General features: G+C 48.3%; 17 protein-coding genes. 13 read left to right on the top strand and 4 right to left on the bottom strand.

Features of this window, described 5'->3' with window-relative positions; translation table 11 throughout:
• Nucleotides 1–266: 266 nt before the first annotated feature.
• The 5 genes from MKY85_RS05630 to MKY85_RS05650 are packed head-to-tail and all read left to right on the top strand — an operon-like array spanning nt 267 to nt 5522.
• Nucleotides 267–1925 (top strand): ABC transporter substrate-binding protein, encoded by a 1659-nt coding sequence (locus tag MKY85_RS05630; RefSeq protein WP_342572045.1) that lies wholly within the window; start codon nt 267–269, stop codon nt 1923–1925.
• A gap of 42 nt (nt 1926–1967) precedes the next feature.
• The gene (locus tag MKY85_RS05635) at nt 1968–2963 is read left to right on the top strand and encodes an ABC transporter permease (RefSeq protein ID WP_342572046.1); all 996 of its coding nucleotides are present in this window, start codon (nt 1968–1970) and stop codon (nt 2961–2963) included.
• Entirely contained in the window at nt 2960–3961 is a 1002-nt protein-coding gene (locus MKY85_RS05640; RefSeq protein WP_342572047.1) for an ABC transporter permease, read from the top strand. The genes MKY85_RS05635 and MKY85_RS05640 overlap by 4 nt, the downstream gene beginning before the upstream one ends.
• 3 nt (nt 3962–3964) lie before the next feature.
• Nucleotides 3965–4921: an ABC transporter ATP-binding protein gene (locus MKY85_RS05645; protein WP_342572048.1), complete on the top strand. Its 957-nt coding sequence runs from the start codon at nt 3965–3967 to the stop codon at nt 4919–4921.
• Nucleotides 4911–5522: an ATP-binding cassette domain-containing protein gene (locus MKY85_RS05650; RefSeq protein WP_342572049.1), complete on the top strand. Its 612-nt coding sequence runs from the start codon at nt 4911–4913 to the stop codon at nt 5520–5522. The genes MKY85_RS05645 and MKY85_RS05650 overlap by 11 nt, the downstream gene beginning before the upstream one ends.
• A 204-nt stretch (nt 5523–5726) precedes the next feature.
• On the opposite strand, the gene MKY85_RS05655 is transcribed toward MKY85_RS05650, so the two are convergent.
• Nucleotides 5727–6917: a MalY/PatB family protein gene (locus MKY85_RS05655; protein WP_342572050.1), complete on the bottom strand. Its 1191-nt coding sequence runs from the start codon at nt 6915–6917 to the stop codon at nt 5727–5729.
• 409 nt (nt 6918–7326) lie between these two features.
• Between MKY85_RS05655 and MKY85_RS05660 the strand changes: the two genes are divergently transcribed.
• Nucleotides 7327–8016, top strand: a complete 690-nt coding sequence (locus MKY85_RS05660) for a stalk domain-containing protein (RefSeq protein ID WP_342572051.1) — start codon at nt 7327–7329, stop codon at nt 8014–8016.
• A 187-nt stretch (nt 8017–8203) separates the two neighbouring features.
• On the opposite strand, the gene MKY85_RS05665 is transcribed toward MKY85_RS05660, so the two are convergent.
• A complete protein-coding gene (locus MKY85_RS05665) occupies nt 8204–10213 on the bottom strand; it encodes a S9 family peptidase (RefSeq protein WP_342572052.1) in 2010 nt (669 codons plus the stop codon).
• A gap of 563 nt (nt 10214–10776) precedes the next feature.
• Between MKY85_RS05665 and MKY85_RS05670 the strand changes: the two genes are divergently transcribed.
• The 6 genes from MKY85_RS05670 (at nt 10777) to MKY85_RS05695 (ending at nt 15142) form a co-directional block, all read left to right on the top strand.
• Nucleotides 10777–11334, top strand: a complete 558-nt coding sequence (locus MKY85_RS05670; protein ID WP_342572053.1) for an STM3941 family protein — start codon at nt 10777–10779, stop codon at nt 11332–11334.
• Between the two features lie 44 nt (nt 11335–11378).
• On the top strand, nt 11379–12245 hold the full coding sequence (locus MKY85_RS05675; RefSeq protein ID WP_342572054.1) for an aldo/keto reductase: 867 nt from the start codon (nt 11379–11381) through the stop codon (nt 12243–12245).
• 222 nt (nt 12246–12467) lie between these two features.
• Nucleotides 12468–12854, top strand: a complete 387-nt coding sequence (locus tag MKY85_RS05680) for a GntR family transcriptional regulator (RefSeq protein WP_076331852.1) — start codon at nt 12468–12470, stop codon at nt 12852–12854.
• Nucleotides 12847–13545 (top strand): ABC transporter ATP-binding protein, encoded by a 699-nt coding sequence (locus MKY85_RS05685; protein WP_339259224.1) that lies wholly within the window; start codon nt 12847–12849, stop codon nt 13543–13545. Before MKY85_RS05680 ends, MKY85_RS05685 begins: the two co-directional genes overlap by 8 nt.
• The gene (locus MKY85_RS05690; RefSeq protein WP_342572055.1) at nt 13542–14282 is read left to right on the top strand and encodes a hypothetical protein; all 741 of its coding nucleotides are present in this window, start codon (nt 13542–13544) and stop codon (nt 14280–14282) included. Before MKY85_RS05685 ends, MKY85_RS05690 begins: the two co-directional genes overlap by 4 nt.
• Nucleotides 14283–14641: 359 nt before the next feature.
• A complete protein-coding gene (locus tag MKY85_RS05695) occupies nt 14642–15142 on the top strand; it encodes a hypothetical protein (protein ID WP_342572056.1) in 501 nt (166 codons plus the stop codon).
• 104 nt (nt 15143–15246) lie between these two features.
• Here the strand turns inward: MKY85_RS05695 and MKY85_RS05700 are convergent, their stop codons facing one another.
• The gene (locus tag MKY85_RS05700) at nt 15247–16131 is read right to left on the bottom strand and encodes a WYL domain-containing protein (RefSeq protein WP_342572057.1); all 885 of its coding nucleotides are present in this window, start codon (nt 16129–16131) and stop codon (nt 15247–15249) included.
• Nucleotides 16079–17434 carry a WYL domain-containing protein gene (locus tag MKY85_RS05705; RefSeq protein ID WP_342572058.1) on the bottom strand — a complete coding sequence of 452 codons (1356 nt, stop codon included), beginning with the start codon at nt 17432–17434 and terminating at the stop codon, nt 16079–16081. The genes MKY85_RS05700 and MKY85_RS05705 overlap by 53 nt, the downstream gene beginning before the upstream one ends.
• A 459-nt stretch (nt 17435–17893) precedes the next feature.
• On the opposite strand from MKY85_RS05705, the gene MKY85_RS05710 reads away from it, so the two are divergent.
• Nucleotides 17894–19387 (top strand): TROVE domain-containing protein, encoded by a 1494-nt coding sequence (locus MKY85_RS05710; RefSeq protein WP_342572059.1) that lies wholly within the window; start codon nt 17894–17896, stop codon nt 19385–19387.

Raw genomic sequence — 19387 nt, forward strand, 5'->3', positions numbered from 1 at the left:
ATGAAAATATAGCGAATCTAAAAAACAGACCTTTGGTTAGATGCCAACCGTCTGTTTTTTTGTTGTTTGTTATAATACCTGACTTTATAAAAACAATCCAGAGGCTCGATTATGGAGTTTACCCTATATTTTATTTCTAATATGAAAATATTTGGATTTATGAGTTAACTTTATTGACATAAGTTTTGTGTTTTGTGCTACAATTTCCGTAAAAAGTAACACGAAATGAATCAGAGTAGCACAAAAATAGAGGGGGAACGACCAGAATGGGCAGATTTTCATGGAGATGGGGAAAACGAAAAGTTAGAACAGGATTAGGGATCCTGCTTGTATGTTCTATTGGATTAACCGGTTGTGCGCAGGGGACAGCACCAGCAGCGTCATCAGCAGAAAATGGACAACCGGGGACTACCCCCACTAAAGACGAATTGGTGCTGGCTGTTGGTACCGAGCCGGAAGGCGGGTTTGATCCGACAACCGGATGGGGGCAATATGGTTCACCGCTTTTCCAGAGTACTTTGCTGAAGAGAGACGCCAAGCTTCAACTGGTTAACGATCTGGCTACGGCATACTCCGTTAGTGAAGATGGGTTAACCTGGAAGATTACGCTTCGGGATGATGTGAAGTTCTCTGATGGGGAACCTTTGACGTCTGAGGATGTGAAATTTACGTTTGATACGGCTGCTCAGAGTGGTTCTGTGATTGATTTGACGAATATGGCTGATGTGCAGGCACCTGATGATCAAACGGTCGTATTCACACTGAAGTCGCCGCAGTCAACATTCATCAGCCTGCTGACGACACTCGGTATTGTGCCTGAACACGCCTATGGTGCTGATTATGCAGAGCATCCGGTTGGATCAGGACCGTACAAGCTGGTTCAGTGGGACAAAGGACAACAGGCCATCGTTGAAGCCAATGAAGAGTATTACGGTAACAAGTCTGCATTCCACAAACTCACCTTCCTCTATCTGGATGAAGATGCGGCCTATGCTGCTGCACAGGCAGGTACAGTGGATATCGCTGCGATCCCGGCAGCATTTAGCAAACAACAGGTGAATGGCATGACATTAGAGGCCGTAAAAACGGTAGATAACCGGGGCATTATGTTCCCCATGCAGCCTGCTGGTGCCAAGTCGGGCGATGGTCTCCCCGCAGGGAATGATGTGACATCCGATCTGGCGATTCGCCAAGCGGTGAATGTCGTGATTGATCGTAAGGCTTTGGTTGAGGGTGTACTTGAAGGATATGGTCGTCCTGCTTATTCCGTCAGTGATGATCTGCCTTGGAGCAATGCAGAAGCTGTATTTACGGATGCCAATCTTGATGAAGCGAAGCGCATTCTGGCGTCTGGTGGCTGGGTGGATGCAGATGGTGATGGTATCGTCGAGAAAAACGGCACGAAAGCCGAGTTCAATCTGCTTTATTTTGCAGGGGATTTAACAAGACAATCTCTGGCCTTAGCTGCTGCGGATATGGTTGCCCAGGCGGGAATTAAAATCAATGTTGAAGGCAAAAGCCGTGAAGAGACGAAAAAGATGGCTTACTCCAACGCTGTATTATTTGGTTGGGGCAGTCATGATCCACTGGAAACCTATAACCTCTATAGCAGTACCCACAAGGGAGAGGGATATTACAATGTAGGACTGTACAGTAATCCTGTGGTGGATTCATGGATGGAGAAGGCCCTTCAGGCCACCAGTGAGGAAGAGGCATTGCCCTACTGGCAAAAAGCGGAATGGGATGGCACAACAGGTTTCAGTTATCAGGGGGATGCACCTTGGGCGTGGCTCGTAAATATAGACCATCTGTATCTGGTTACGAATGGATTAAACATTGGCGAGCAGCAGATTCACCCCCATGGTCACGGCTGGCCAGTGACATCCAATCTGGAGGAATGGTCCTGGGATAACAGCGCGAAATAAGAAGCATAGCGGTAGCTTTAGCCTGAATTGGGGAGAGATTGGATGACGGGCAGGAATGGATGGGCCAGATTTGTTGGTAATAAAGTGTTGCGACTTGTATCTCTATTGGTTGGAGTCAGTGTGGTGTCTTTTATATTAATGCAATTTTCCCCTGTGGACCCGATCGAAGCTTACATTGGTGGAGACATGATCAGGGTAAGTGCGGAACAGCGCAGTTTAATCGAAGAGCGTTGGGGATTGAATGACTCTCCAATGGAACGATTGCTGACCTGGGGACAAGCACTGATTCAGGGAGATTTGGGAACATCAATGATCTATAGACAACCTGTAGCGGATATTATCCAGGAAAGATTCATGAATTCTGTCGCGCTTATGGCTGTAGCCTGGCTACTGTCTGGTATCTACGGGTTCACTCTGGGTGTAGTTGCTGCCATGAGAAGAGATTCAAGGCTGGATCGCCTGATCTGCTGGTATTGCTACACGCTGGCCTCTACGCCGGTATTCTGGATTGCGCTGTTGCTGCTAATGGTATTTGGAGTGTGGCTCGGATGGCTTCCAGTTGGCCTTGGGGTACCCGCAGGGATGTCGGCTGATCAGGTGACCTGGGGAGATCGGGCTATTCATATGATTCTGCCAGCGTTGACTCTCAGTCTGACCGGGGTAGCTTCCATCGCGCTGCATACCCGGCAGAAGCTCATGGATGTGCTGGATTCGGATTATATTCTATTTGCGAGAGCACGGGGTGAGCGTGGATTTCAGATGTTTCGTCGACATGGGTTCAGACATGTTGTTTTGCCAGCGATCACGCTGCAGTTTGCTTCGTTCAGTGAACTGTTCGGCGGGGCTGTGCTGGCAGAACAGGTATTTTCATACCCTGGCCTTGGTCAGGCAACGGTTCAAGCGGGGTTGCGTGGAGATGTTCCACTGCTGCTTGGACTTGTGATGTGCAGTGCGATTTTTGTTTTTACGGGTAATATGATTGCCGACATTCTGTATCGCTTGATCGATCCACGAATGAAGGAGGAGCTGATATCATGAAGCAGACTGTAGAACGTTCCTCTGAGCAGACGGCAGATACAGCCCAAGTACAGAAAGTGAAAACTGCAAAACAAGAGATAAGGTACAACATTACTTCGGAATTTCTGCAAGTGGGGGCTGAACGAGAAACAAGCCAAACTAGAAGAGGAGGATATGCTCGTACCAAAGACCAACATTTCCGCAATCCTCGCCAAAGAGCGGTGATCTGGGGAAGCCTTGCAGTGATCTGGATTATCCTTGTGTGGTCGACGGGAAGGCTACTACCCGCTGGTTCTACGCTGACTTCATTAATGGATCGAAATCTGTCTCCAACCTGGGCGCATCCATTTGGCACAGATTGGCTCGGAAGAGATATGTTCATGCGTACGTTAAAAGGACTGGCAACCAGCATTCAAGTGGGACTACTTGCTGCATGTGGTGGCGGATTGATCGCACTACTGCTGGGTTTGGGGGCGGCTTCTAGCCGAGTTGCTGACCGGGTAATCTCATGGATCATCGACCTGTTCCTGAGTGTGCCTCATCTGGTATCGCTGGTTATGTTGGCCTTTGTATTTGGTGGGGGTTTGGCAGGAGTGGCGGCAGCCATCGCGCTGACGCACTGGCCGAATCTGGCCCGGATTGTACGAGCGGAGATGATTCAACTGAAATCCGCGGAGTACATTCAGATTTCACACAAGTTGGGTCAATCGCGATTACGGATTGCGGTGCAGCATATGCTGCCACATTTAGTCCCGCAACTGTTTGTAGGCGTACTGTTAATTTTCCCCCATGCGATTCTGCATGAGGCAGCCATTACGTTTCTGGGGCTGGGGTTATCCCCGCAGCAACCAGCAATTGGCATTATTTTGTCAGAGTCGATGAGATATTTATCTGCTGGCATGTGGTGGCTCGCCTTTTTCCCGGGACTGGCATTGTTGCTGGTTGTTCGTGCGTTTGATGTATTGGGCAACAGTCTGAAGACGTTGACGGGTACAGGTAGTTCAAGGGAGGTGAGGTAGCCTATGGCTCTTCTTGATATTCAGGGAGTATCGGTGTCGTTTCGGCGCGCTCGCGGCTGGTTTGGACACGAACAGACGTATGTCATTCAGAATCTGGATCTTTCCATAAACGAGGGCGAGATTGTCGCTATTGTAGGCGCAAGCGGATCGGGTAAAAGTGTGCTGGCGCAGGCCATCATGGGTATTCTGCCTGCCAATGCCAAGTTGGAAGGTCGAATGAGCTACAATGGCGAGCCCTTGACCTCAGAGCGGCAGCTTCATCTGCGTGGAGACGAACTGGTGTTAATTCCGCAATCCGTCAGTTATTTGGACCCGCTGATGAAGGTGGGGAGCCAGGTTCAGTCGGTAAGCCGGGGTGCCGGACAGAAGCGCAGATTCATGAATCAATCCCACGTGAAAAAGTCGGAGCAGGAGCTGACGGAGCGTTATCAACTCCCACGGGGAACGGGCGAGAAATACCCGTTTGAGTTGTCCGGAGGTATGGCAAGGCGAGTGCTGATGGCTACAGCGACCTCAGGCCAGCCAAAGCTGATCATTGCCGATGAGCCGACACCAGGCATTCATCCCGAAGTGCTGGCCGAGACGATGAAGCAATTTCGCGAACTCGCAGATCAAGGTGTAGGCATCCTATGGATTACGCATGATGTTACGACTGCACTGACGGCGGCCGATCGCATCGCTGTATTTTATGCGGGTGCCAATGTAGAGACAGCCCAGGTGGATGATTTTACGGGCAATGGAGAACGACTGCGCCATCCGTATACGAAAGCCCTTTGGAATGCGCTGCCGCAGAATGGATTTCGGCCACTCCCAGGCTCCCAGCCGTTGGCAGGTCAAGGGATCATTAGAGGATGTTCATTTGCTCCCCGCTGTAGCGCAGCAACCGCTGCATGTATCTCTGAACGTCCTCCGCTTCGTCAGATACGAGGCGGAGAAGTGAGGTGTCTCCATGTCACTTAAAGCACAGGATGTAAGTTATCGTTACGATCAGAAATCGTGGGTGTTTCAGCAGATGAACATGCAGGTGCAACAAGGCGAAGTCGTTGGCTTGTGGGGACCGAGTGGCTGTGGGAAAACAAGTCTTGGGCGCATCCTTGCAGGATATGCCGAACCCGTGGCAGGACAAGTATTACTGGATGGTGAACCGCTCCCTCGTACAGGGGTATGTCCGGTTCAGCTGGTGTATCAGCACCCGGAGAAAGCTGTGAATCCACGCTGGCGGATGCGTCGTGTCCTTCAGGAGGCGGCTGTACAGGATGAGCAGTTGCTCGAAGCTTTGGGGATTCAGCAAGCTTGGCTGGACCGCAGACCGGGTGAATTATCCGGTGGGGAACTGCAACGATTCTGTGTGGCGCGAGCACTCGGTACATCGACACGTTATGTGATCGCAGATGAAATGACCACAATGCTGGATGCGATCACGCAGGCACAGATCTGGCATACCGTGATGGACGTGGCTCGCCAGCGTGATCTGGGATTACTGATCATAAGCCATGATCGGGATTTGCTGAACAGGTTGTGCGACAGAATTATTCCGATGCCGATGTCGATGTCACTGTAAGGTTAATTATGTTTCAATAAATAAATGGATTGAATAGAAAAGAAGAGAATAGAAAAGAAAAGGGGTGTCCCCTGTGCAGTCATTGACCATGAATGTGAGTCATGGACTTGACTACGGGGCACCCCTTTTTCCCTTTTACAGATATTCGTCATTTATCGATCAGCACACGTTCTGTTCGCAACGTGCATAGAGGTAACTGTCAGCTTATTTGTCCGACAGTTTGCTGAGCAACACAGATAATCTGCGCATCGCCTCTTCAACCGTGGAACGCGGACAGGCTACATTAATACGCATGAATCCTGTACCTTCCGTTCCAAAGGAGCTTCCGTCATTAAAAGCAAGCCCTGCTTCATGAAGCAGCATATTGCACAGTTGTGCATGTGGGATATTCAGCTCCCGGAAATCCATCCATAACAGATAGGTTGCTTCGGGCAGATGCATTTTGATCTTTGGCATATGTTCCGCAACATATTGCTGTACATACTCCATATTCCCATGGATATATGCAAGGCATTCTTCCAGCCATTCCTCGCCATCATTGTAAGCAGCTTCGGTTGCAACAGCCCCCAGTGTGCTGATACCGGCAAGTCCCATCGTTCTTACACCCTGCGCGAACGATTCCCGTAACTTGGCATTGGGGATAATGATGTTGGACGTGCAGAGGCCGGGAATGTTGAACGTTTTGCTTGGAGCCGTACAGATGATACTTAGATCGGAGACGGCGTCCGAGATCAGGGCCAGCGGTGTATGAGCTCCGCGCTGGTGAACAAGATCGGCATGAATTTCATCCGATACTATCAGTACGTTGTATTGCAGACACAGCGACGTAAGGCCTTCAAGCTCCTCACGAGTCCATACACGTCCAACCGGATTATGTGGACTGCACAGAATCAGCATTTTGACCCGACCGGTCTGCAAGCTGGATTCCAGTTGTTCCAGATCCATCGTGTAATGACCATTATTCTCTACCAAAGGATTGGTGATCAGTTCACGGCCTTGACCACGTACCACTTCATAGAAGGGAGCATACACCGGAGTCTGGATGACCACTGCATCTCCCGGATCCGTAAATCGTTGTACAGCAATGCTGAGTGCGGGTACTATCCCTGGCGTGAACACGATCCAGTCATCGTTAATTTTCCAGTTGTGGCGCCGTTCCATCCACCGTGCAACGGCTGCATGATAGGCTTCTGTACGCACCGTATACCCAAATATCCCGTGTTCCATTCGTGTTTGCAAAGCCTCAATGACGGATGGTGGAGCAGCAAAATCCATATCCGCCACCCACATCGGAAGCGCATCCGCAGCGCCGAAGATTTCCTCAAGTGCATCCCATTTCTCTGATCCAGTTGAGATCCGGTTAATAGATTGATCAAATGTACTGTTATTGTTCATTGCAAAAAATCCCCCTTGAATTCCGTTCCCTCGACCACAATCGACATATAATTATCTACTATATCGGTTCATTTCGCAACTCTTGAACGTGCAAGCAGAGCTTCATAGGTATGGTCCGGAATTCAGGACTTTATTCATATAAGAACAACTTAACGAGTCAGAGAACAACTGTCATACGACAAAGACTATTTTTATACGTCCTTTGTCCTGTTTTGTTCATATACCGTTTACAACCTCTTGTTAGATGCTATTATATGGCTAACATTGGGTGGAACAACGGGCTGTTATTCGAATAAGCTCGTACCCATACATGATGAGCATAACGACATGAGTCTTTTGCGTAAATCGTGCGGTTGTCATGAATCGTATGATGCATAAGGCTGACAATTGAACTCAGGAGGCGTTTAGGATGAAAAACAAGAAGTGGTTGATTACTGCGAGTGTGTTCGGCATGGTGTTAACCGGATCGGCAGGTGTGTATGCAGGTACACAACTGGAGACGATCAAGGCTTATCTGAACCATGGACTCGCCATCGAAGTGAACGGACAGAAATTCACACCGACAGGTGACCAGGGCAAAAAGCTTGCGCCAATTACATATCAGGGTAGTACATATCTTCCCGTTCGTTCGATTGCGGATGCACTGAAGACTGAAGTGAAATATGATTCCCAGAACAATAAAGTGAGCATCGGCTCATCAAGCTCCTCTGGTGGGTCTACATCCACAGGCAACAACGGATCAACATCACCTTCAACAGGTACTAACACACAGGCTGCAGGTGTGAAGTCCAAGTATCTGCCAGCAGATTTCCCATTACCGAAGGATGCGAAGGCGACAAGTCTCGTTGAGAACATCATGGATGGCAACAAAAAAGTGGTCCTCACGTACACAACAAAAGAAACGTTGCTAACCGTTGGAACCTCCTACAAAGACTATTATCAGACCAAAAACTTGACTCAAAATACGCAGGATATAGAGGCAGACGGATTCAGTATCGTGGGTCGTGAAGATGGTAAATATGCCGTAACCATCACAGGTTCTGTGTCTGCAACCAACAGCGATCTGAATGAAATTACCGTGGTGTGGGGCGAAGAGTAAGCGACGAGTATAACCACATGTCCTCATACTAACGTGCTTGAGTCATTCAAAGTATAATGATCCGTATTTTTCTATTATTCAAAAGGTAACGCCAAAAGCCGTCCGTTGAAATCGAAACAGATTTCAACGGGCGGCTTTTATGTTTGAATTCATATCTGGTCTATTCTTCTCGGGAACTTGATGTTGTTTACAGGTACTCGTTAAACCAACCGGTAATATGCTCCAGACGGCGTACCCTTAAGTGGGGATGACCGCCGCGAGACAATTCATGGTTGGCCCCAGGGAAACGAACGAGACGAGTCGTCTGCTTGCGCCGTTTCAACGCAATGTATAATTGCTCGGCCTGTTCAATCGGACACCGCAGATCCTGTTCGCCATGCAAAATGAGCAGCGGAGTACTCACGTTGCCGACATAAGCGAGCGGGGAATGTTTCCACAGTTTTTCAGTGTCATCCCACGCGTTGCCGCCAATCTGATCTTCTGTGAAGAAATAGCCAATGTCACTGACGCCGTAAAAAGATAACCAGTTGGAGATGGAACGTTGGGTCACAGCAGCTTTGAAGCGATCGGTGTGCCCAACAATCCAGTTGGTCATGAAACCACCATAACTGCCACCGGTTACGCCCAGTCTGGATTCATCAATAAATTCATACTGGGACAGGGCATAATCCACGCTCTCCATGAGATCGCGATAGTCGCCTCCGCCGTAATCGCCACGACAGGCATCTACAAACTGCTGTCCGTATCCGAGTCCTCCGCGTGGATTGATGTACACAACAGCATAGCCTTGTGCGGCTAGAATCTGGAACTCGTGCATGAATGTGAAACCATACATCATGTGCGGGCCGCCATGAATCTCCAGAATGGTCGGGATTTTGACCCCGTCAACCATACCACGAGGTTTCATGATCCACCCTTGCAGCCGCAGGCCATCCGAGGCGTTGAACCAGAAGGTCTCGGGTGAACTAAGATGGATCTCATCCTCAAGCTGTGGATTGCTGCGGGTAAGCTGAATTGGTTCTACACCGGAATCTTCCGGTTGTTTATACATATAGAGATCACCAGGATTTCGCGTATTGGCAACAGCAGCAACGATCTGTCCGTTTTCCAATTCGGCAAATTGATAAATCTCCTGTTCATCAGGCAATATATACTCGGCACTGCTGCCGTCTATTGCGAATTTGGCGATGCGTACACTACCATGAATGGTCGCTAGGCAGAGGATGGATGAACCATCCCGGCTGAATACAGGTCCCGTGGTTGTCAGATGTGATCGCATATCACCAACAATGCTGTGATTCAACTGTACGTCCCAATCCGTGCTCAGACATACGGGTTCACCACCTGATACAGGCAGGGTATATAACTTCACAAGTGTGGCATTTCCATAAGAACGGTCACTGGCGAGCAGGGCCAGGGAATGTCCATCCGGTGCAAATGTCAGTCGGCTGAACGTATATCCTTCCGGGGTCAACTGCTGCACATCCGACCCGTCTGCCTTGGCAAGGTACACATGATTGGTCAGGGTGTAATCGTTGTGTTCCTCGCCTTCTTCGGGCATCTGTGCAATCCATACGATGGATGTTCCGTCCGGGGACCAAGCGTAGTCTCCAACGTCATAGTGACCAGTAGTTACAGGAATGGCTTCCGCATCAATGGGTGCAAGAGCAAAGAGATGGGATCGTTTTCCGTCCCATAATCCGCCCGCATCTGATTTCATGCGAATTCGGTCCACAACATGTTCTTGCGGCAGTTTATGGTTATCGTCTTTAGAATCGGTATGTTCTGATTCGTCTTCTCCGCTCATATCCACGGATGATTTCACAAGTAGGGTATGGCCATCTGGTGACCAGAGCAAGGAGCTGACGCCATGTTTCAGGTGACTGATCTGCTGTGCTTCTCCGCCATCTGTTGCGATAATCCACACCTGGGGTTTCCCATCAACCTCTCGTAAAAAAGCAAGCTGGGACCCATCCGGTGACCAGGCAGGGGAATGATCCTTCTCTCCAGAGGTAAAGGGCCTGTCCTTCTGACTCCCCAGATGCAGCAGTCTCAGGTGAGAACAATAACCGTCACGTGCTTCATTCGTTTTCCGGCTTACATATACCAGTTGTCCGCCTTGAGGAGACGGGGTCGGATCGTTAACCCATGTAATCTGATAAAGATCTTCCGATGTTATGCCGCGCTGACTCATCATTGCTTGTCCTCCCACCATGAATTAGAATTGGCTATTTTCCTAACCTTTCCATTTATATTAACGGAAAGCAAGGGACAGGACAATAAGTGTAATGAAGGAGGAGTAAGACATTTAACTCAATGTATATTAATTGAATTAAATATTTGCACGTAACGTAGAGGACAGAAATAACCTGAAGAAGCGGAGCGTTCGCCTAAAAGCTTTCTGAAAGAAAGCTGCATCGGAAGCATAGGCTATCCCCGGATTTTCACTTTGAGAAAGTGGATTCGAAAAATCTGGGGATAACAGCGATCGGAAGGTTGTTCTGTCATCGGAGTGACCCATGTAAAAATTCTTTAGTTCAATTCATATAAGTGTGTTAAAGGAATTGCTCGAAAGATGACGAATCCTAATGTTGAATAACCGCAGAAATGACGAAAAATGGTCTTAATTCAATGTTTAACATTGGTGAATTTGGTTTAATGTACAATGCAATTCCTGTTCTACATTTAAGTACTTGGTTCATAGCCATTCGTTTATATAGAACGCGTAAGATTCAGTCGTAATGAAGGAGGAACGTCACGTTGAGCACATCCTATGAACAGCATGTAGAATATCCAAACCGGAAACGAATGGCGTGGCTTACGGCGGGGGCGGCACTTTTTGTGGCAGCCGGATTTTTTTTGATTTTTGATCGTTCTTCAGTTACGAATGATTCCATCCTCTCGGGGGTGATTGGAATACTATCCATTTTGTTTTTTGGGCTATGTTTCTGCTACAGTCTGGTAAAGATGATTAAGAAGGAACCTTCTTTTGTGATCAATGAGGATGGGTTTGTAGATGCATCTTCTTATACCGCAGGAGGGGCAGTGGCCTGGAAAGACGTTGAGAATATTTTTATGTATGAATTGATGGGACAGAAAATGATCGGGGTTAAATTGCGGGACGAGAAAGCCTTTCTGGATCGTCAGAATGGGATGAAACGCAAATTGATGACGGTCAACAGCAATATGGTCGATGCGACCATCAGCGTTGCCCAGAGTAGCCTTACCATGCCACTGGATCAGTTGTATATCATGATGATGAGGCACTGGAGACATGTAAGCGATGGCATGATTTATGATTCGTATAGTCATCGTTAGAGAGGTCACAATGTCCATAAAGTCTTCAGAATGGAGGAATATAGATGATGCATGGTGATCAGACACGCACGATTCTGCTTCCAGATGGAACTGTCCTGCCCGCGATCGGACAAGGCACGTGGTACATGGGAGAGAAGCAATCCAGCCAGGAAGAAGAAGTACGGGCATTGCGTTCCGGTATTGAACTGGGAATGACCGTGATTGATACGGCAGAGATGTATGCAGAGGGTGGAGCAGAAGTTGTTACGGGAAAGGCTATCTCAGGCCTTCGTGATGAAGTCTTTCTCGTATCGAAAGTGTATCCCCATCATGCAGATCGCAAGCAGATGATCACGGCCTGTGAGCGCTCTCTCAAGCGATTGGGAACGGATCGTCTGGACCTGTATTTGCTCCACTGGCGTGGAGGTGTACCGCTCGAAGAGACGGTTCAGGCTTTGGAACAATTGAAACAGTCCGGTAAAATTCTGCGATGGGGTGTCTCGAATCTGGACACAAGGGATATGCAGGAATTATGGAGTTTGCCAGAGGGTTCTCTGTGCATGGTGAATCAGGTACTGTACAATGCAACTTCGCGTGGTATTGAACATGATTTGCTCCCCTGGATGCGGGAACGTAGCGTTCCTGTTATGGCATATTGTCCACTGGCTCAGGGGGGCAGACTTCGGAGTGAATTGTTGGAGCATCCGGTCATTCAGGAGATTGCGCAGGATCGAGGAGTTACAACTTCTCAGATCGCATTAGCCTGGGTGATCCGGGACGGAGATGTGCTGGCGATTCCCAAGGCGGTACAGCTGAATCATGTGGCAGACAATGCAGCAGCAGTGAATATCGTTTTGACACAAGAGGAACGGACCCGATTGGATGAGGCTTTCCCTGCACCTAAAGGCAAGGTACCTTTAGACATCGTGTAGATGGTATCTTTGAACGATAAGCATGTGAGTAAGGTGAAAATACGAATATTGAGCGATGCAGGGCAGATCTATACGATCTGCTCTTTTTTTTGTATGTGCACAGAAATCGGAAGCATGTCCATCAACGAAGCGAATATATATTTTGACAAATGGGCTTTACAACACTATATTACTAGTGTACTATGTAACTAACACACCAGTACAGAGAGGAGCGAGTGCTTTGTGACTATGGAATTTGATAACAACTTACCAATATATCTGCAGATTATGCAGTACATCAAGAGACAGATTGTAACCGGGACACTTCAGGCAGGTGACAAAATCCCTTCGGTTCGTGAACTGGCGGCTGAATTACAGATCAATCCCAATACAGTACAACGGACATTTCAGGAACTGGAGCGAGAAGAAGTGGTCGAAACCAAACGGGGCTTGGGCAGATACGTGACAAGTGAGGAGCGGAAGATTATGACGATCAAAAAAGAGATGGCCAGTGAGTTGCTGGAACGCTTTCTAACCGGAATGCAGGAACTGGGGATTGAAGAGCAGGATATTTTATCCATCGTAGCCGATGCCGTTGCGGAAGGAAAGGGAGGAACAACGCATGAGTAACATCCTTGAACTGAACCAGATTAACAAGACTTATGGCAATAAGAGAGCGCTCAGTAATATTACATTGGATATTGCTCCTGGCCGAATTGTTGGCCTGCTGGGTAGTAATGGCAGTGGAAAAAGCACACTTATGAAACTGGTTGCAGGTTTGCTGCATCCTACCAGCGGAACGATTCAAGTGACAGGTAAGCCTGTTGGGCTGGATACGAAGTCATTGGTTTCATTTATGCCGGATCGCCCATTAACCGAGAAGTGGATGAGAGTGCGGGATGCGATTGCGTACTACCGCGATTTCTATGCTGATTTTGACGAGGAGAAGGCACGGGAGATGCTCGATTTCATGAACCTTGTCGAGAGTGATCGGGTTCGGCATCTATCCAAAGGGATGAATGAACGACTGCAACTAACACTGGCGTTATCCCGTAAGGCTCGTCTATATCTGCTGGATGAACCGATTGGCGGAGTAGATCCGGTTGCGCGTGGCAAGATTCTGGATGCGATCGTCAAATTCTATGATGAAGACAGCAGTCTGATCATTTCAACACATCTGGTGAATGATATCGAACGGATTTTTGATGAAGTGGTCTTCATTCGTGAAGGTCAACTGGTGATGCGGGAAGAAGTGGAAACGCTCCGTCTGAAATATGGGAAAAGTGTGGATGAGATGTTCAAGGAGGTCTATGCGGAATGATGACATTATTGAAGTATGACTTTAGAAGGAACTGGAATACACTGCTGGCGGGGCTCGTTATTTTGATTATTGCGCAAGTGGCGCTATCCCTTTTCATGTCTGAGGTCGCAGGGGTTGTGCTTGGCATTATGGGTTATGTTGGAGTAGGTGTGGCTGTTTATGTGAAAATGATCAAAACATACACGTCCAATATCCGCTCTTATAATCGCCGTCTTTTACCCGTAACAGGCCTATCGCATGTGTTGTCTCCTTTGATCTTTGGAGCTCTTTGCGGGCTGGGATTAGTCGTTATATTTACGATTCATGCCTACATTTATATTTCAATGAAGCTCAGAATGAACATGGCTACCCATATTGATCTTTCAGGTCTGCATGTATCGGATTATGTTAGTTTGTTACTGTTTATCGCATGGGTTATCGTATTCATGACCGTGATCATCTTCCTTTCGATCTCGATTGCAGGCAGCTTCCGTTGGAGAACCGGACCATGGATCGGAATCGTTGCATTCTTGGTCCTCGTTAATCTGATTGGCTGGTTGGAGAATATGATTATGACAGGACGCTTCAGTCCAAATGAGATGTTCCGTTACACCGAAAATAGTACAGGGATTTCAATCACAGCCAATGGCGTATTATGGTCGGATGGCATGTGGGGAAGCACTATATTCGAAGTGATCGTAGCGATCATTCTGGTGTGGGCTACCATTTACCTGAACAACAAAAAAGTTGAAGTCTAAGGACCGCGCTATAAGCAGGTTAGAATAAAACGACACGGGCGACGAGAGTTGCTCGTTTTGTCATACCGAGATTTCACTTTTTGAATCGCATCCCAATGAATACACGTAATTCTATATAAATAGAACTAGACATTTACACAAAACGGAGAGGACAGAAAGGACCTGAAGAAGCGGAGCGTTCTCCTTTATCACCGGATTTCCCCTCATAGAAGGAATCAAAAAAATCTGGGGATTACAGCGATCGGAAGGTTGTTCTGTCATCGGAGTGTACAGTGTAAATATTCTTTAGCGTATTCATTGGTTGCTAAACCCGGTTAAAGAGAACGAAAGGGGCCATGTAAGGGAAAGGAGAACGTAATATGGAGCTATACTTCAGGGATAATTTTTTTAATGCGGGTTACACCGAAATTATGAATTCGAATCAGGAACAGGCCGGACATCTGGATTTGAAAAGTGTTTTTGGCTCTTCGCTCGATGTATCCGATCACTCGGGATTGGTCTGTAGCGGCAAATTCCGCATGTTAACCAATCGTTGGGATATCACTGCAGCCGATGGGAGACATCTGGGCGTATTGCGAGCGAGGTTTAGTTTCTTCAGCAAAAAGTATGAGTATGATGCAGGATCGCGCGGTATATACGATGTGTCTGCTCCCGCATTTTCGCAGGAATATGATGTCAGTGGAAGTGGTGGACGCATCGTGGCAAGTTTCCGTCGCACCAGTGGCTGGTTTAGTTCAGGGGCATTTGTATTGGTTAACCAGTCTGAACAACTGGACACATATGAATTAATTGCAGTCGTCATGGGTGTGCATGCGATCAACAAGAGACGAAATTCAGCTGCCAGCAGTGGCGGAACCTAGTTTAGGCTCATGAACAGTAAAAAGGTCTGGATGAGATCATCCAGACCTTTTTCATATGGGTTTATTTTTTGGCAAAAGGTTAGGGTTAATCCACTCTTACGTAATCAATGACCATCGGCTTTTGCAAGCGGTTTTTCCTCATGTTGGCGGTGCTGAGCTTCATTGGAGTGTTCGGCATGGTTATCAGGCTCTTTTTCCGCATAACGTGCCAATGCCTTCGCAGCAGTCTCGGACATTCGCTCCCGCAACATTGGATGGTCAGCGATTCGAACCCGTTTGCCGAGAAAACGCATTTTGGATAAGACATAATCCATCTCATTTCGCGGGATGGTCAGCTCAATCCGATATGTCTGCTTGGCTTCCGTGTACTCGACCTGTTTCTCGAAGCATGAGAAAGCATAGAGGATTCGGGACAGCTCCTGATTGAACTCCGGCAACACTTCGATGGTGATCGTCGTTTTGCGCTTCTCCGTAATTGCAGCAATTCGGGCAGTATAGCCAGAAGAGGTATCCGGGTCAACCGGTTGGGCTTCCACGGCAACGATGCTGTGCAGCTTGGTAGACATGAGTTTGTCGAAGCGAGGTGCGTACCAGAGCACATACCATTCTTTTTTGACCATGGAATACTCCAGTTTATACGGGAAACCAAATTCATCATGGCTTGTGCGTCCATTGCGGACGCGGCCTGTCATTCGAAATCCCTGATGTTGCAGAATGATTAGCCGTAATGGTCTAAGTAGTGGATGAGAGACACTGTTTTCCTCACTTTTGGCTTTTTCGGTCAGATAGTTCTGAAGATTCAAATCCTGCTCACCGTTCAGCATGTTGTGCATTTTATCCAATGTTACAGCGCTCAGGGCTTCTCTTGCGGCAGGGTGATTCAGCATCATGCGAAGCCAGGCCCGTTCCTGTGAGGTCCAGGTAAACAGTCCGGTTTCATTCAGTCGGGTCATCATCTGGTAATTGAACATCTTCTCGAACAGGTTCATAATATTCCGCAATCTCCTTCCATTCCTGGATCATCTCCTGGCGTAGTCTCTGAGGTGCGATGATTTCGCAGCTTGAGCCAAAACTTCGTAACCACGGTTTGATCTCGGTGGTACCATTAACCTGGATTTCGTAGAGAAAGGAATGGTCCGTTTCGGGTATGATCTTGCCCCATTGACCTTGCAGACGAACCCGATCCAGAATGAAGTTGCGCTGACCTCGCTCCGGGTGGAAAAAGCGAGCTTGAACTGTCACGGTATTTCCCGTATCTACCAGCCAACTGTAGCGACTAATGTCAGTCCACTGCTGCTTCAACTCGAGCATGTATTCCTCTTCTACGGAATCCTCTTCCTCCAGTTGGGTTATGCCTTCCATGCGGAATTTCACGAAGCCACGGCGGCCCTGAAATCCAATGACATACCAACGACCATACTGATGGTCATAGACTACTTCAAGGGGCACGATCCGGTTGGATCGACCACCTGCTTCTCGTTCAAAGCGTGGGTTCGTATTCTGTGAACTGTAGCTGGATGGTTTTTTCGGTGAATAGTATAGGAACTGCACACGCTTGCGCTGACGAATCGCACTAAGCAGCGTGTAGAGATGAGCTTCGTCCAGGATACGAGAATAATAGTGATACTTGTAGATATAGGGTTCGGTGGCTTCTTCTTGCGGAAAACTTGCGGTAATGGCTTTCTTCAGACTGTCCCGCAATAAGTACCCCTGTACGGAAGGAACCTGGGTATTTGCCATTATATCCACAAAATCATACAACTCCAGCTGTTCCTCCACGGTTAATTCGGTAAGGACATCTTGCTCCAAAGCATAGCGATACGGTCTGCCACCCGGCTCTTTTCGAATAACGCCAACCTCTTCCAGATATTTCAGATCAGAGCGAATGGTTTTCTCGTCAGGTAACGCCAGATCTTCCGGCAGATCAGCACAGCAGGCGTCCAGCAGTTCCATTGCGGTCAGGGCTGTGTTCTGTAGGGTATGCAAAAGGACGGAAAGGCGCTGAACTTCAGTCTCTTTCATCGACTTGGCGCGGAAGAGGAAGAGCAGCATGGGCTCTGCGGATTCTCCGTACTGGAAGCGCACGAGGTCTGCCATTTCCCGGCTTGCTTCGGAACCTAAACGTTGATCAGCGACGGTCTGCATGATTTCTTTTAACCTGCGATTGGTTTTATCAAAGGTATGTACGGATATGCCAAGCCGCTCGGCGTACTGTTTGCGGGTATATGCACCACTGGTCAGGGATAACATGCGTAAGAACTGAATTTCTTTGTCAAAACTCTCTTTAGCCATGAGTATTCACTCCTTGGTGGCCTGGAGTCAGGCGGATATAATGGACGACGATGTTGGCAGAACAATTCTGCGGTATAGGAACATTCTTGAACTTTCCATTGACGATATCCCTTTATTGTAGCAGGAAGAGTGTCAGGTTTCATTTTAAACTTATAAAGGTTGACTCCATTGCAGAAATTCAGTCGTCGTCATACTTTCGCCATGTTCGCGTGCAGATGTGTGAGGCATAATGAGGTTGTGAAGCGGGGCAGCAACAAGCACTGTGGATCAAGGTTCCGAGGCGCCAGGGAGGGTTACTTCGACTGTTAATCGACCAGGTCGTTGGTTCGAATCCAATCGCCGCCGTCCATGGCGGTGTAGCTCAGCGGTAGAGCGGGTATTATACCTTCCCCCCTTTTTCCTCGGAACATTTTATTATGAAAGAACAGCCATTAGACTCACACCAGGAGGTCATGAGGGATGAGCAGAGCGAAACAATTATTCAACCAGCCTCAGCCAACGACACGTAATCATGGGGGCTACGGAGCCTATGAGCGATTGGTGGAGGAACAATATATACAGATGTTGATGACCAATACATTGAACAATACGTTCTATGCCGATACCCATCTCCTGATGGACGACGCGATGGTCAGTCATCAGGAGATGGCTGCGGTCGATGCAGGGTATATGGCGCGGGCACTGGTCTATGCTCGTAATGAAGGTTTGATGCGATTACAGCCTATATATGGGCTGGCACTATTGTCCAAAGTGGACGCGGATCAGTTTGCAAAGGTGTTCTCCCAAGTCGTACAGACACCGGCTGACTTGGCTGATTTTCTGACCATTCTGAGAGGAATGGGTCGAGGGCAGGGCGGTCGAGCAGTGAAGCGTCAGGTGAGTCTCTTTTTGAACGGGATCAGTGAATACTGGGCGGTCAAATACAACGGACGCGGGCGAGGATACAGTCTGGGTGATATGATCGCTACAGCACACCCCAAACCGATCGATCTGAAGCAGCAAGCCTTGTTTCGTTATTTGCGCGGGCATGAGGTGGATCTTACGGAACTGCCACAGTTGCAAGCGCTGGAAGAACTGAAAGCTACGCCCAACCCCGCAAGCCGGATGCATCTGATCGAGAAAGGTAAACTTCCGTACTCGGTGGTCACCTCGATCATGCAACCGACACGCACGGTGTGGGAAGCGTTAATGTCACAAATGCCGACCTTTGCGTTGCTGCGTCATCTGAACGCAATGGATCGGGCAGGGGTTTTTGAGAAAGCAAAAAATATCGATGCCGTTACACGTCGTCTAACGGATGTGGAGGCCCTACGTAAGTCACGAATACTGCCTTTCCGATTCGCCAGTGCGTATGAAATGATTGCGAGGGAAGAGCTGCGGGATGCTTTGCGGCAAGCGGTGGAGCTATCCATTGGCAACCTGCCAACGCTGCCGGGAAGAACGGCTATTTTCCTGGATCGTTCCGGTTCCATGCAAGGGGATTATTTACGCATTGGTTCGGTGCTGGCGTTGGCACTTTATAAACAAACGAGAGGTAACGCACTGTTCTGGTTATTCGACCATTTGGTTGAGGATGCTCGCCCGCAGATGAATGAAAGCATTCTTTCTCAAGCTCACCAGATTCGCGCACAAGGTGGAACAGATACAGGTCGACCCGTGCGGGAACTTCGGGATATCGGAGAGAAAGTGGATCAGATCATTATGATTACCGATGAACAGCAAAATGAAGGCAGCCCGTTATATGCCGAGCTTGAGCGATATCGTCGGATGATGAATCCGGAGCTAAAGGCATTTATTGTGGATATTGCACCTTATCAGCAGGCAATGGTACCGCCACGGGATGGCAAAACCTTTTACATCTACGGTTGGAGTGAGACGGTATTGACGTATATTGCTGAGACTGTGGCCGGATATGATACACTTGCGAACCGGGTGAGAGCGATGGAGATTTAA

The organism is Paenibacillus sp. FSL R5-0749, assembly GCF_038595085.1.
Taxonomy (GTDB): Bacteria; Bacillota; Bacilli; order Paenibacillales; family Paenibacillaceae; genus Paenibacillus.

Bases quoted from the DNA above. Each gene is read 5' to 3' on its own strand.
- MKY85_RS05690 (WP_342572055.1), top strand. From the start codon at position 13,542: ATGATGACATTATTGAAGTATGACTTTAGAAGGAACTGGAATACACTG.
- MKY85_RS05665 (WP_342572052.1), bottom strand. From the start codon at position 10,213: ATGATGAGTCAGCGCGGCATAACATCGGAAGATCTTTATCAGATTACA.
- MKY85_RS05710 (WP_342572059.1), top strand. From the start codon at position 17,894: ATGAGCAGAGCGAAACAATTATTCAACCAGCCTCAGCCAACGACACGT.
- MKY85_RS05700 (WP_342572057.1), bottom strand. From the start codon at position 16,131: ATGAACCTGTTCGAGAAGATGTTCAATTACCAGATGATGACCCGACTG.
- MKY85_RS05635 (WP_342572046.1), top strand. From the start codon at position 1,968: ATGACGGGCAGGAATGGATGGGCCAGATTTGTTGGTAATAAAGTGTTG.
- MKY85_RS05630 (WP_342572045.1), top strand. From the start codon at position 267: ATGGGCAGATTTTCATGGAGATGGGGAAAACGAAAAGTTAGAACAGGA.
- MKY85_RS05695 (WP_342572056.1), top strand. From the start codon at position 14,642: ATGGAGCTATACTTCAGGGATAATTTTTTTAATGCGGGTTACACCGAA.
- MKY85_RS05660 (WP_342572051.1), top strand. From the start codon at position 7,327: ATGAAAAACAAGAAGTGGTTGATTACTGCGAGTGTGTTCGGCATGGTG.
- MKY85_RS05675 (WP_342572054.1), top strand. From the start codon at position 11,379: ATGATGCATGGTGATCAGACACGCACGATTCTGCTTCCAGATGGAACT.
- MKY85_RS05655 (WP_342572050.1), bottom strand. From the start codon at position 6,917: ATGAACAATAACAGTACATTTGATCAATCTATTAACCGGATCTCAACT.
- MKY85_RS05705 (WP_342572058.1), bottom strand. From the start codon at position 17,434: ATGGCTAAAGAGAGTTTTGACAAAGAAATTCAGTTCTTACGCATGTTA.
- MKY85_RS05650 (WP_342572049.1), top strand. From the start codon at position 4,911: ATGTCACTTAAAGCACAGGATGTAAGTTATCGTTACGATCAGAAATCG.
- MKY85_RS05685 (WP_339259224.1), top strand. From the start codon at position 12,847: ATGAGTAACATCCTTGAACTGAACCAGATTAACAAGACTTATGGCAAT.
- MKY85_RS05640 (WP_342572047.1), top strand. From the start codon at position 2,960: ATGAAGCAGACTGTAGAACGTTCCTCTGAGCAGACGGCAGATACAGCC.
- MKY85_RS05645 (WP_342572048.1), top strand. From the start codon at position 3,965: ATGGCTCTTCTTGATATTCAGGGAGTATCGGTGTCGTTTCGGCGCGCT.